This is a genomic window from Sphingomonas sp., from assembly GCF_041661825.1.
In the GTDB taxonomy this organism is placed as follows: domain Bacteria; phylum Pseudomonadota; class Alphaproteobacteria; order Sphingomonadales; family Sphingomonadaceae; genus Sphingomonas.
Genome location: NZ_JBAZTU010000004.1, coordinates 490,910 through 503,881, shown reverse-complemented (window position 1 = coordinate 503,881; position 12,972 = coordinate 490,910). Strand labels below are relative to the sequence as shown.

General features: G+C 65.9%; 16 protein-coding genes. 8 read left to right on the top strand and 8 right to left on the bottom strand.

Going from position 1 to position 12,972, the window contains the following annotated elements; all coding sequences use genetic code 11:
* Positions 1-85 precede the first annotated feature (85 nt).
* A complete protein-coding gene (locus WC729_RS20995) occupies positions 86-1,009 on the bottom strand; it encodes an ABC transporter ATP-binding protein (RefSeq protein WP_372856374.1) in 924 nt (307 codons plus the stop codon).
* Between the two features lie 105 nt (positions 1,010-1,114).
* Between WC729_RS20995 and WC729_RS20990 the strand changes: the two genes are divergently transcribed.
* The 8 genes from WC729_RS20990 to WC729_RS20955 all read left to right on the top strand — a co-directional run bounded on the left by WC729_RS20990 (position 1,115) and on the right by WC729_RS20955 (position 7,085).
* Positions 1,115-1,348: a zinc-finger domain-containing protein gene (locus tag WC729_RS20990; RefSeq protein WP_372856373.1), complete on the top strand. Its 234-nt coding sequence runs from the start codon at positions 1,115-1,117 to the stop codon at positions 1,346-1,348.
* 19 nt (positions 1,349-1,367) lie between these two features.
* The gene (gene tldD, locus WC729_RS20985) at positions 1,368-2,798 is read left to right on the top strand and encodes a metalloprotease TldD (protein WP_372856372.1); all 1,431 of its coding nucleotides are present in this window, start codon (positions 1,368-1,370) and stop codon (positions 2,796-2,798) included.
* Positions 2,799-2,888: 90 nt separating this feature from the next.
* Positions 2,889-3,419 carry a dihydrofolate reductase family protein gene (locus tag WC729_RS20980; protein ID WP_372856371.1) on the top strand — a complete coding sequence of 177 codons (531 nt, stop codon included), beginning with the start codon at positions 2,889-2,891 and terminating at the stop codon, positions 3,417-3,419.
* A gap of 9 nt (positions 3,420-3,428) precedes the next feature.
* Positions 3,429-4,370 carry a DUF5996 family protein gene (locus tag WC729_RS20975; RefSeq protein ID WP_372856370.1) on the top strand — a complete coding sequence of 314 codons (942 nt, stop codon included), beginning with the start codon at positions 3,429-3,431 and terminating at the stop codon, positions 4,368-4,370.
* A gap of 38 nt (positions 4,371-4,408) precedes the next feature.
* Positions 4,409-4,960: a pyridoxamine 5'-phosphate oxidase family protein gene (locus tag WC729_RS20970; protein WP_372856369.1), complete on the top strand. Its 552-nt coding sequence runs from the start codon at positions 4,409-4,411 to the stop codon at positions 4,958-4,960.
* Positions 4,960-5,163: a DUF2007 domain-containing protein gene (locus WC729_RS20965; RefSeq protein WP_372856368.1), complete on the top strand. Its 204-nt coding sequence runs from the start codon at positions 4,960-4,962 to the stop codon at positions 5,161-5,163. The genes WC729_RS20970 and WC729_RS20965 overlap by 1 nt, the downstream gene beginning before the upstream one ends.
* Before the next feature lie 144 nt (positions 5,164-5,307).
* Entirely contained in the window at positions 5,308-5,646 is a 339-nt protein-coding gene (locus tag WC729_RS20960) for a P-II family nitrogen regulator (RefSeq protein ID WP_372856643.1), read from the top strand.
* A gap of 14 nt (positions 5,647-5,660) precedes the next feature.
* Positions 5,661-7,085, top strand: coding sequence for an ammonium transporter (locus WC729_RS20955; RefSeq protein WP_372856367.1), 1,425 nt, complete (start codon positions 5,661-5,663; stop codon positions 7,083-7,085).
* Positions 7,086-7,177: 92 nt separating this feature from the next.
* Here the strand turns inward: WC729_RS20955 and WC729_RS20950 are convergent, their stop codons facing one another.
* From WC729_RS20950 to recQ, 7 genes are all read right to left on the bottom strand, one after another.
* A complete protein-coding gene (locus tag WC729_RS20950; RefSeq protein ID WP_372856366.1) occupies positions 7,178-7,354 on the bottom strand; it encodes a hypothetical protein in 177 nt (58 codons plus the stop codon).
* Between the two features lie 49 nt (positions 7,355-7,403).
* Complete coding sequence (locus WC729_RS20945; RefSeq protein WP_372856365.1) at positions 7,404-8,993, bottom strand: GMC family oxidoreductase; 1,590 nt, start codon at positions 8,991-8,993, stop codon at positions 7,404-7,406.
* A 108-nt stretch (positions 8,994-9,101) separates the two neighbouring features.
* The gene (locus tag WC729_RS20940; RefSeq protein ID WP_372856364.1) at positions 9,102-10,013 is read right to left on the bottom strand and encodes a sterol desaturase family protein; all 912 of its coding nucleotides are present in this window, start codon (positions 10,011-10,013) and stop codon (positions 9,102-9,104) included.
* 9 nt (positions 10,014-10,022) lie between these two features.
* Complete coding sequence (locus tag WC729_RS20935; protein ID WP_372856363.1) at positions 10,023-10,412, bottom strand: hypothetical protein; 390 nt, start codon at positions 10,410-10,412, stop codon at positions 10,023-10,025.
* The gene (locus WC729_RS20930; RefSeq protein WP_372856362.1) at positions 10,409-10,837 is read right to left on the bottom strand and encodes a TIGR01244 family sulfur transferase; all 429 of its coding nucleotides are present in this window, start codon (positions 10,835-10,837) and stop codon (positions 10,409-10,411) included. Before WC729_RS20930 ends, WC729_RS20935 begins: the two co-directional genes overlap by 4 nt.
* 31 nt (positions 10,838-10,868) lie before the next feature.
* Complete coding sequence (locus tag WC729_RS20925; protein ID WP_372856361.1) at positions 10,869-11,168, bottom strand: hypothetical protein; 300 nt, start codon at positions 11,166-11,168, stop codon at positions 10,869-10,871.
* Entirely contained in the window at positions 11,165-12,931 is a 1,767-nt protein-coding gene (recQ, locus tag WC729_RS20920; RefSeq protein ID WP_372856360.1) for a DNA helicase RecQ, read from the bottom strand. The genes WC729_RS20925 and recQ overlap by 4 nt, the downstream gene beginning before the upstream one ends.
* Positions 12,932-12,972: the final 41 nt, after the last annotated feature.

Below are 12,972 nucleotides of genomic sequence, written 5' to 3'. Positions count from 1 at the left end.
TTCGTATCGAGCGAAGTCGAGACCAGACGTTCGATCCGCGTTTCCCTGCGACTACGCCCGAAACGGACGGGAAAACAAGCGCAGCCTATCCGTTCGATGCGCGGGTGAGGTTCAGGAACACATCCTCGAGATCGGCTTCGCGGGTCGAAACATCGACGATACCGTATCCGTCGGCCTGCACTGCGGCGAGCACCTCACCCGCATTCACCCGGTCCTTGGCATAGGTGATGGCGAGGGTGCGCGTGCCCTTGAGCTCGATCTTCTGGAAGCAGACTGACTGCGGTGGCGTCACGACGTCACGATCGACCGTGACCTCAACCAGCTTCTCGGTCGCCTTGCCGACCAGCTCGCGGGTCGGCTCGTTGGCGATCACCTTGCCATGGTTGATGATGGCGATGCGGTCGCAGAGCTGCTCGGCCTCTTCGAGATAGTGGGTGGTCAGCACCACCGTTACGCCTTGCTGGTTGAGGCCGCGGACATAGGCCCAGAGCTGCTGGCGCAATTCGATGTCGACACCCGCGGTCGGCTCGTCGAGCACCAGCACTGGCGGCGTATGGACCATCGCCTTGGCCACCATCAGCCGCCGCTTCATCCCGCCCGACAAAGTGCGGGCATAGGCATTGGCCTTGTCCTCCAGATGCACCGCGCGCAACAATTCCATCGACCGCCGTTTGGCCTTGGGCACGCCGTAGAGGCCGGCCTGAATTTCCAGCGTTTCGAACGGCGTGAAGAAGGGGTCGAACAGGATCTCCTGATTGACGATCCCGATCGATGCCTTGGCGTTGCGCGGATGCTGGTCGATGTCGAAGCCCCAGATCGAGGCCTTGCCCCCGGTCTTGTTGACCAGCCCCGCCAGGATATTGATCAGGGTAGACTTGCCCGCACCGTTCGGCCCGAGCAGCCCGAAGATCTGCCCGCGGGGTACCTCGAAGGACACATCGTCCAGGGCACGCTTGCCGCCCTTGTAGGTCTTGCACAGGGAGTCGATGACGATCGCGGCTTCGGTCATGCTTGGCCCCTTAAGCTTGCGGCAAGCGCGCGCCAACCCCTCTCCCTGCGGGAGAGGGAAAGGAAGAATTGCCCCTCGCCCCCGCGCTTGCTATCGCGCCACCTCATGATCGCCCCGCCCGAAACCCTCCGCGTCTCCCATCGCCGCAACGCCTGTGACGGCGCGACCGATATTCCCGGCGGTGCCGCGCTCGGTCACCCGCGCGTGTTCCTGGAGATCGACGAGCATGGCTATGTCGATTGCGGCTATTGCGACCGGCGCTTCGTGCTGATCGGCGGACCCGCCGACGGCGTCGACCAGTCGACCCTTCCCGATCATCCGGCTGGCGCGAGCGTCTAACCTTCTTATATTGCGGGGCATGACCAGCCTCTCAGATCCCCGCTCGTTCCTTTATCACGATGGCCAGCTCGACCCCGCCGAGGCGCAACGCCTCACCGCGTCGGCGCTGGCCAAGGCCGATGACGGGGAACTCTATCTCCAATACCGCAAGTCCGAAGCGTTCGGCTTCGACGACGGCCGGCTGAAGACCGCCAGCTACGACACCCATTCCGGCTTCGGTCTGCGCGCCGTCTCGGGCGAGACCACTGCCTTTGCCCATGCCAATGAGCTGAGCGCCGCGGCGATCGGCCGCGCCGCCGGGACCATGGCGCTGATCGATCCGTCCGCCGCGGCCAAGGCCCCGCCGCCGCGTGCGACCAATCGTCACCTCTACACGGATGCGGATCCGCTCGATCTCATCCCCTTCGCCGACAAGGTGAATCTCTGCCAGACGATCGACGCCGCCGCCCGCGCCCGCGATCCCCGCGTCGCCCAGGTCTCGGTCTCGCTGTCGGGCACCTGGAGCGTGGTCGAGATCGTTCGCGCCGACGGCTTCGTCGCAACGGACATCCGCCCGCTGGTGCGATTGAACGTGCAGATCGTGGTCGAGCAGAATGGCCGACGTGAAACCGGTACCTTCGGTCTCGGCGGCCGCTATCTCTACGACACGCTGATGCAGCCCGAGACGTGGAATCGCGCGATCGACGAGGCGCTGGCCCAGGCCGTGGTCAATCTCGATTCGGTGGCGGCGCCCGCCGGCGACATGACCGTGCTGCTCGGCCCGGGCTGGCCCGGTATCCTGCTGCACGAAGCGATCGGGCACGGGCTCGAAGGCGATTTCAACCGCAAGGGCACCAGCGCTTTCTCCGGCCGCATCGGCGAACGTGTCGCGGCACCGGGCGTGACGGTGATCGACGACGGCTCGATCGCCGACCGGCGCGGCTCATTGTCGATCGACGACGAGGGTACGCCGACCCAGGAGAATATCCTGATCGAGGACGGTATCCTGCGCGGCTATATCCAGGACCGGCTCAATGCCCGGCTGATGGGCGTCGCACCCACCGGCAATGGCCGCCGCGAAAGCTTCGCTCATGCCCCCATGCCCCGCATGACCAACACGTTCATGCGCGGCGGCAACGACGATCCCGCCGAGCTCCTGTCGCGGGTCAAGAACGGCATCTTCGCCAAGAGCTTCGGCGGCGGTCAGGTCGATATCGTCTCGGGCAAGTTCGTCTTCTCCTGCACTGAGGCGTACAAGATCGAGAACGGCAAGCTCGGCGCCCCGATCAAGGGCGCGACCCTGATCGGCGACGGCCCCAGCGTGCTGACCAAGGTCACTGGCATCGGCAACGACTTCGCGCTCGATGAAGGCGTCGGCATGTGCGGCAAGGGTGGGCAGAGCGTCCCCGCCGGCGTCGGCCAGCCGACCCTGCTGGTCAGCGGCCTGACGGTGGGCGGCACGGCGGTGTGATCCCTGTCGGGCGCCGCATCGCGCGAGCGCTCAGAAGCTGTTGTCCGGCGGCCCGTTCGGGTAAACCGCCGGGCGAAGAGGATTCCCGCGATGACGGCATCGGTCTTTATCGGCACCAGCGTCGACGGATTCATCGCCCGGCCTGATGGCGGGCTCGACTGGCTGCCCGCGGGCGGCGGCGAGCCGCACGGCTATGACGACTTCATGGCGAGCATCGATGCGCTGGTGATCGGCCGCAACACGTTCGAGATCGTCCTGGCGTTCGATCCCTGGCCCTATGGTGACAAGCGCGTCGTCGTCCTGAGCAGCAAGGCGCTCGATCTGAGCGTGGTAAAGGGTGGCAATGTCGAGCAGATGGGTGGCTCTCCCGAGGAGATCGTTGCGCTCCTCACGGCCAGCGGCGCCCAACATCTCTATATCGACGGCGGAATCACCATTCAGCGTTTCCTGCGCGCCGGCCTGATCGACCGCCTGATCGTCACGCGCGTGCCCGTGCTGATCGGTGAGGGCGTGCCGCTGTTCGGCAGCCTGGCCGCGGATGTCCGGCTCGACCATGTCGCAACACGTGCCTATCCGAGCGGCCTGGTGCAGAGCGAATACCGGATCCTGCACGACGCATAGGAGTATCACATGGCCGCGACCGAATCCTGGCCCGAACTCGATTGGTCCTCCTGGCGCGAGACTGCGATCGGCCTTCAGCTCCGCACCCAGATCATCGGCAAGGTCCGCCTCGCGCTGACGCCCTGGCTCAACCATAGCTGGCACGTCCCGCTCTACCTCACCGCACGCGGCTGGAGCACGTCCACCATTCCCTGCGGCGATCAGGTCCTGCAGATCGATTTCGACCTGATCGCCGAATGGATCGTCTTCGCCACCAGCGATGGCGGCGTGAAGACCATCCCGCTGGCCGCGGGCAGCATCGCTGATTTCCACGCCGCCGTGGTGGAGGCGCTGCGGGACCTTGGCGTCACGACGTCGTTCGATGGCATGCCCAGCGAGATGCCGGGCGCCGTGCCCTTCGCCGAAGATCGCGAACAGCGCCCCTATGATGCGGAGGCCGTCCGCCGTTTCTGGCGGGCACTGATCCAGGCGCAACGCGTGTTCGGCCGGTTCCGCACCGGTTTCCTCGGCAAGACCAGTCCGATCCACTTCTTCTGGGGCAGCTTCGATCTCGCCTCGACCCGTTTTTCCGGCCGGTCTGCGCCGCGTCATCCGGGCGGCTTACCGGGCCTGCCGGACGCAGTGACGTGCGAGGCGTACAGCCATGAGGAAGCGAGCGTCGGCTTCTGGCCCGGCAGCGACGCCTATCCGCACGCCGCCTTCTACGCTTATGCCTATCCCGCACCCGCCGGCTATGCCGAGGCGAGGGTCGAGCCGGCCGAGGCTTTCTATAATGCCGAGATGGGCGAGTTCCTCCTGCCCTATGACGCCGTCCGTACCGCCGTCGACCCTGACGCGGCGCTGCTCGCTTTCTGTCAGTCGACCTATGACGCCGCTGCCGATCTCGGCGCCTGGGACCGCGACGCGCTCGAATGCCCGCTCGGCCGGCCCAGGGTGCCGCGCGAGGTCTGACCCCTCCCTAGAGACGGAACCCTGTGATAGGGGGACGCATGGCCGAGTTCTTCGATGCCCTCACTGACGCCCACCGCGCCTTTATCGCGCGTCAGCCTTTATTCTTCGTCGCCACCGCTGCGCCCGGCGCGCGGGTCAACCTCAGCCCCAAGGGCATGGACTGCTTCCGGGTACTGGACGAAAAACGCGTCGCCTATCTCGACGTCGCGGGCTCGGGCAACGAGACCAACGCGCACCTCCTCGCCGACGGCCGCATCACCATCATGTTCTGCGCCTTCGAAAGCCCGGCGCTGATCTTCCGAATCTATGGCCGCGGCACGCCGGTCCTGCCGCAGGACGATCGCTGGGCGGAGTTGGCGGCCTCCTTCACCCTGCTCCCCGGCACCCGCCAGATCTTCGAGATCGCGATCGATCAGGTCCAGACCAGCTGCGGTTGGGGCGTGCCGCATATGAGCTTCGAACGCGAGCGCGACACGCTCAGTAAATATCATGTGACATCGAGCGACGAGGAGCGGTTCGGCAAATATGCCAGGCGCACCCACAGCATCGACGGCCTGCCGGTCCGCAACCCGACCCGGGCGGCGCAATAGTGGCGCTGGTGGAACTGGGCCGCTTCAACCGCAACGAAGCCCATATCGTGATCGGCCGGCTCGATTCCGAAGGGATTGATGCCGTCGCGCTCGATGGCAATGCCAGCATCGCCGATGGCAGCTACCTCTTCATCCCCGTCCGCGTGATGGTCGATGATGAGGACCTGGCGGCTGCCCGAAAGATCCTGTCGGATACTGCCTGATTCTTGGGCAGCCGTTCGCAGCTGCACAAAAATTTACCTGTCGGTAATATTTCGTTGCGGAAAACCGCGCGGAAACGCGTGTTTTCGACTCTGGCACGACCATTGCTGATCAACCCCCGGGACAAATCTCACAAGGGGGCGCCGGTGAAACTCATCATTGCCATCATCAAGCCATTCAAGCTCGACGAGGTCCGCGAGGCCCTCACCGAGATCGGCGTCGCGGGCATGACCGTGACGGAAGTGAAGGGCTTTGGCCGACAGAAGGGCCAGACCGAGATCTATCGGGGGGCCGAGTACAGCACCAACATGGTGCCCAAGATCAAGATCGAGATCGTGTGCGCGGCGGACCTCGCCGGCAAGGTCGTCGAAGCGATCCAGGCCTCGGCCAACACCGGCGCCATCGGCGACGGCAAGATCTTCGTTCTCGATGTCGGCCAGGCGGTGCGCATTCGCACCGGCGAAACCGATGAAACCGCGCTGTGAGTAAGGGGGCAGTGATGAAGCATGCATTGAAATACGCCGGCATTGCCGGACTTGGGGCCGGTCTCGGGGCCGCACTCTTCGCCGCTCTTCCTGCCTGGGCGCAGGACGCTGCCGCGGCCGCGGCGCCACCGGCACCCAACAAGGGCGACACCGCCTGGATGCTCACCTCGTCGGTGCTGGTGCTGATGATGTCGGTGCCCGGCCTCGCGCTTTTCTATGGCGGCCTGGTCCGCACCAAGAACATGCTGTCGGTGCTGATGCAGGTGCTGATGATCGTCTGCGTCGCGTCGCTGGTCTGGGTCTGCTGGGGCTATTCGATGGCCTTCACCGCCGGCTCGGGCGCGACCGCGCCGTTCGTCGGCGGCTTCTCCAAGCTCTTCCTGAAGGGCGTCGACGCCACCACCCTGGCGGCGACCTTCTCGAACGGGGTCTATATCCCGGAATATGCCTATATCTGCTTCCAGATGACCTTCGCCTGCATCACGCCGGCGCTGATCGTCGGTGCGTTTGCGGAACGCGTGAAGTTCACGCCCTTGATCATCTTCGTGGTCGCGTGGCTGACGATCGTCTATTTCCCGATCGCGCACATGGTCTGGTACTGGGCCGGCCCGGACTTCCTGCCCAAGCAGCCGGGTGACTTCGGTTATCTCTACGGTATCGGCGCGCTCGACTTCGCTGGCGGCACCGTGGTGCACATCAACGCTGGCATCGCCGGCCTGATGGGCTGCCTCGTGATCGGCAAGCGTCTCGGCTACAAGAAAGAGCCGATGCCGCCGCACTCGCTGACCATGACCATGATCGGCGCCTCGCTGCTGTGGGTCGGCTGGTTCGGCTTCAACGCGGGCTCCAACCTTGAAGCCAATGGCGTCACTGGCGTCGCCTTCATCAACACCTTCGTCGCCACTGCCGCTGCGGCCGTTTCCTGGGCCGTGATCGAGCAGATCGTCCACAAGAAGCCGTCGCTCCTCGGTGCGGCAACGGGTGCCGTCGCCGGCCTCGTCGCGATCACCCCGGCTTCGGGCTTCGGCGCACCGATGACGTCGATCATCCTCGGTCTCGTCGTCTCGCCGATCTGCTTCCTGTTCGTGACGACCGTGAAGAACGCGCTCAAGTACGACGACTCGCTCGACGTGTTCGGCGTGCATTGCATCGGCGGCATCGTCGGCGCGCTGGCCACCGGCATCATGGCCGATCCGGCGCTCGGCGGTCAGGGCTGGTTCGACTACACCGTCATGCCTGCGGTTGCCGGCAAGTACGACATGGGCGCGCAGATGATCACGCAGCTCAAGGCGGTCCTGATCACGCTGGTATGGTCCGGGGGGGTCTCCTTCGCCCTGTTCACCCTGCTCAAATACACGATCGGCCTTCGCCCGAGCGCAGATGTCGAGGCCGAAGGCCTGGATATCTCCGAGCATGGCGAGCGCGCCTACAACTACTGACAAGTTCGGGGCTGGCCACAAGGCCGGCCCCCCCATTCGTTCCTCCTGCGGACGACCTCAGGCCGGTGCGGCAACGCACCGGCCCTTTTTTGTCAGGAGGCGGTAGGGGTTTCGCCCCCGGCGTCGTCGGTCGGTTCGACAGCCACATCGCCTTCATTCTGCTGCTTGCGATAACGCCGCGCGGCCAGGGTTGCGCCCAGAATGAAGCCGCCCGGCACGAGCAGGATCGCGGCCGCCAGGCCGACGCGGTTCAGGGTCTTTCTGTCCATCGCGCGGCGCTACACGCGAAAAGCTGAACGCGCGCCATATGAATCCCGGTCAGCCGGCGAGATCGGCCTTCACGAAATCCGCGCAGCGCTCGCCGATCATGATCGACGGCGCGTTGGTGTTGCCGGAGATCAGCTTGGGCATGATCGAGGCGTCGGCGACATAAAGCCCCTCCACCCCGCGCACGCGCAGCTTCGGGTCGCACACCGCCAGATCGTCCGATCCCATCCGCGCCGTGCCGACCGGGTGATAGATGGTGTCGGCCCGGGCGCGGATCAGCCGTTCCAGCGCGTCATCATCATTCAGATCGATCGGATAACGGTCGCGGCCCTTGTGGTCGGCGATCGGCGGAGTCTCGAGGACGCGGTACATCGCCCGCACGCCTTTCTTCATCAGCTCCATATCGCGCCGGTCGCTGAGGAACGCCGGGTCGATCAGCGGCGCCGCGCGCGCATCGATCGACTGGAGCCGCACCGTGCCCTGGCTCTCCGGCCGCAGCACGCAGACGTGGCAGGAAAAGCCATGGGCCTTCACCTTGGTCCGTCCATGATCCTCGAGCACCACCGGTACGAAATGAAGCTGTACGTCAGGCGCCGGCGACGATGGATCGACCGTCAGGAAGCCGCCCGATTCGGCATAGGGCGTCGTCATCGCGCCGCGCCGGTGCCGCATCCATTGCAGGATCGCCGCAGCCGATTTGAGCGTGCCCTTCAGCGACTGGCCGATGAAGTAGCTCCCCTTCACCTCGAACCCGGCGACATAATCGACATGATCCTGCAGGTTCGCGCCGACCATCGGCCGGTCGATCCGCACCGCCACGCCCTGTTCGCGCAGATGGCCGCCCGGGCCGATGCCCGACAGCATCAGCAATTGCGGCGTGCCGAACACCCCGCCCGCGAGCACCACGGCATGGCGGGCGCGGATCACCTTGGCCTGGCCATCCTGCAGATAGGCGACCCCCCAGGCGCGTCCTTCGTCGAACAGCACCCGCTCGGCGGTGACGTCAGTCAGCACTTCCAGATTGGCGCGCTTGACCGCGCTTTCGACATAGGCGCGCGACGAGCTCCAGCGCTCGCCACCCTTCTGCGTCACCTGATAGACGCCGACGCCATCCTGCCGCGCGCCGTTGAAATCCGCGTTGAGCGGGATCTGCAGCTGTCGCGCCGCCTCGACGAACTCGATCGATCCCGGATGCGGATCGCACTGGTTGCTGACATGCAGCGGCCCATCATCGCCGTGCCAGGCATCGGCGCCACGCTCGTTGCTCTCGCTGCGCTTGAAGACCGGCAGCACCTCGTCGTACGACCAGCCAGGACACCCCATCGCCGCCCAATTGTCGTAATCCCATTGGTTGCCGCGCAGATAGAGCATCGCGTTGATCGCGCTCGATCCGCCGAGCCCGCGCCCGCGCGGCTGATATCCGCGCCGTCCGTTGAGCCCGGCCTGGGGCACGGTCTCGAACTGCCAGTTGGTCTTGGGCGTCTGGAAGGCGATGAACCCCGGAATCCGCGTGCGGAACCCGGTGTTGCGGCCCCCGGCCTCGAGCAACGCGACCGTATAGCGGCCGTCCTCGCTCAGCCGGCCGGCCGCGGCCGCGCCGCCCGATCCGCCCCCAACGACGACGATGTCGGCTTCTTCCACTGCGACCCCTCCCCGGGTGTTTATCGAATCAAGCTAGCCTATTGGCGACTGGCGGCAATGCCGAACGCGCAGGGCCCTGTCCCACGGCCGAACGCGACGATGATTCCCTCACTGCGGCGCGGTGCCCTGTTCCTTCGCGCGCTCGCGTTCGAGCCAGCGCTCCTTGATCGTCTCGGACGTGTCCCGGCTACCATCGTGGCTCCACCCCGGCGGCTTCGCGATATAGCCCAGCTTGGCGCGCAGCCCCGGCGCCGCCCACACATCCCTGGCGATCCCCACCCATTCGTGGAACGCCGCCCAGACCAGGTTGAAGCTGCCCAGATTCTTGACGATGCCATAACGGGGCCGGTCGTCGTCGCGCTCCGGTTCGAAGGTGCCGAGCCATTTGTCCCACACGATGAACACGCCGGCATAATTCTTGTCGAGATAGCGCGGGTTGGTCGCGTGATGGACGCGGTGGTGCGACGGCGTGTTCATCACGGCCTCGAACCAGCGCGGCATGCGGTGGATCATTTCGGTGTGGATCCAGAACTGGTAGATCAGGTTGATCCCGCCCACGAAGAATACCATCGCCGGCGGAAATCCGATCAGGAACAGCGGCAGCCGGAAGATGAAGCCGATCGAGATGAAGCCGGTCCAGGTCTGCCGAAGCGCGGTCGACAGATTATAATGCTGGCTCGAATGATGGATGACATGGCTCGCCCAGAACCACCGCACCCGGTGCGCCGATCGGTGGAAAACATAATAAGCGAAGTCGTCGATCACGAAGCACAGGACGAACCAATACCAGGCATAGCCGATGTCGAAGAGCCGGTACTGCGACAGCCACACCGCCAGCGTATAGACGAACCCGCCGGTCAGCACCCCCGCGACCGTGCTGCCCGTGCCGAGCGCGAGCGAGGTCAGCGTGTCCTTCGGCTCGTAGCGTTTGCGGTCCTTCGCCCAGGCGGCCAGCATCTCGGCCAGCACCAGCAGGACGAAAGCCGGCACGGCGTAATCGACTGGATTCGGCAGGCTCATGCCGCCTGCTTACACCCTTGTCAGCGACGCTTCCAGCCCGCGCACATCGGACTCGAGCACGCCGAGCAAGGTCACGTCGCCGAACAGCCGCTCGCCCGTTCGAACGGTCACGCCCTCGATCGCCGGCCCGATCGACAGCGGCGGGAGCAGCCGCCGCGCGGCCACCCGCGCGCCATGCCGCTTCAGCACCGCGATCGCGCCATTGCCCGCGACGATCGCCGCCCCGCCATCCTGGCTGACCAGGGCAGCATGGGCATAAAAGCCGGCGAGCATGTCCTCGGCGATCTCGCGTGCCTCGGCCGCGCTGCCGATCCTGCTCTCGCCAAGCTTCAGCCAGCGCGCGATCCCGGCCAATGCCAGGATCGCCGCGATCGACCCGCCAAGCTGGGCCCAGTTCACCTGCCGCCCGCGAGCGCGTCGAGCATGGGGCGGATGCCGGTCAGGTCGTATCCCGTCGCCGCGGCCTTGGCCATCAGCCGGTCGGGATGCTCGCCCATCTTGGCCTGCGCCAGCGCCCAGAGACTGCAGGAGCGGGTGCCCGACCGGCAATAGGCCAGTACCGGCCCGCCCGCCGCTTCAAGCGCGGCGACCATCGCATCGACCTGATTGCCCGAGAATCCGGCATGGGTGATCGGGATCGCGGTATAGCTCAGCCCCGCCGCTTCGGCCGCGGCGCGGATCGCATCGCCCTCGGGCTGGCCGCCTTCCTCGTCGTCGGGCCGGTTATTGACGATGGCGGTGAAGCCGGCGCGCGCGATTTCGGCCACGTCTTCGGGCGTGATCTGCGGGGCGACCGAGATGCTGTCGTCGATCCGGCGGATCATGAGCGGGCGGTCCTAGTCGGCATGGGTCTCATCATGGTCTCCTCAAAGGCGCGTCGGCGAAGGAAGCGTCGAACGTCCGGCTGATACGTCGCACGACGCTGGTCTGGTCGGTGATGCCCGCAGCCTGTCGAAAGCGTTCGACATCGGCCTCGCTGGGGAAAACGACCACGCTGAAGATGGTGTCGTCGGCGATATAGGAGGTGATCCAGTGCGCACCGCCGCCGATCGTCGCCAGCGCGTCGGCCGCGATCCTCGCGTGGCGCGCGAGCTGCTCGTCATCATCGGTGTCGAAGCCCGGCGGCACGCGACGCTGCATCAGGACCTTGATCATGCCGCCTCCCGGATCACGTTGAGGAAGGCGTCACCATAGGCGTCCAGCTTGCGTGCTCCAATGCCTGAGATGCGCCCAAGCGCGGCCAGGTTCGCCGGCTTGGCCGTGGCCATCTCGCGCAGCACCGAATCATGGAAGATGACATAGGGCGGCACCTGCGCCTCCTGCGCCAGCTCGCGACGCTTGGCACGCAGCGCCTCGAACAGCGGATCACCGACCGGATTGGCCACACTCGTGCCGCCACGCCGCCGCCGCTCGCGCTTGGGCGGCAGGATCAGCGCTACTTCGGACTCGCCCTTCAATATCGCCCGCGCCTCGGGCCCGAACTCAAGCCCGCCGAAATCATTGGCGCGGAGCGCATCGCGCAACAGCAGCGCGCGCGCGACCGGCTTGATCAGCACTGCCTCCTCAGGGTCGGAGGCGACGCCGAACACGCCCAGCGCCTCATGCCCGTTCATCAGGCTGCGCTCGCTCGACTGGCCGGTCAGGATACTCTCGATATAACCGACGCCGAAGCTCTGCCCGGTGCGGAACACCGCCGACAGGAATTTGCGCGCCACTTCGGTCGCGTCGACCGCGCTCGGCGGATTGAGGCAATTGTCGCAATTGCCGCAGATTTCAGGTGAATCGTCGCCGAAATGCTTGAGCAGGATGCGCCTTCGGCACCCCGCCGTCTCGACCAGCGCGCCCAATGCGGTGAGCCGGGTGCGCTCGCCCGACTGGCGGTGCGGTTCCACTTCGGCGATCCGCTGGCGCGCCTTGGCGAAATCCTCCGCCCCCCAGAAGAGATGCGCGGTGGCCGGGTCGCCGTCGCGCCCGGCGCGGCCGGTCTCCTGATAATAGGCCTCGATCGATTTCGGCAGTCCGGCATGCGCGACGAAGCGTACGTCGGGCTTGTCGATGCCCATGCCGAACGCGACCGTGGCGACCATCACCATATCCTCGGACGCGACGAAATCGGCCTGGTTGCGTGCGCGGACATGCGGTTCGAGGCCCGCATGATAGGGCCGGGTCGACCTGCCCGTCGCCGCGAGCTTCTCGGCGAGCTGCTCGACTGCCTTGCGCGTCTGGGCATAGACGATGCCGGGCCCAGGCTGCTCCGCGATCAGGTCGGCGATCTGGCGGGTCGTATTGTCCTTGGGCGAGATCGCATAGCGGATGTTGGGCCGGTCGAACCCCGCGACGATCTTGCCGTCACGCGGGATGCCGAGCTGGTCGAGGATGTCGGCGCGGGTATGCGCATCGGCCGTCGCGGTCAGCGCAAGCCGAGGCACGTCGGGGAAATGGTCGAACAATGGCCGCAGTAACCGGTAATCGGGCCGGAAATCATGCCCCCATTCGGAGACGCAATGCGCCTCGTCGATCGCGAACAGCGCGAGCGGCGCCTGGCCGAGCAAATTGCGGAAGCTTTCGCCCGAGGCGCGCTCGGGTGCGACGTAAAGCAGATCGAGCTCGCCAGCGCGGAACCGGCCGATCGTCTCCATCTGGTTGGTGTCGACCGAGGTCAAGGTCGCGGCGCGGATGCCGATCGCCTCGGCCGCGCGCAGCTGATCATGCATCAGCGCGATCAGCGGCGAGACGATGACGCAGGTGCCGTCGAGCATCACGGCCGGCAATTGATAGCAGAGCGACTTGCCCGCACCGGTCGGCATCACCGCCAGCGTATTCTGGCCGGCGAGCACGCGATCGACCACCTGGCGCTGGACGCCGCGGAACTCGGGAAAGCCGAAAGTGGATTGCAGGACGGGAAGCGGATCGATCACACTGCCTCACATAATCCCGCCGCATCAAAAAGCCATGCGGC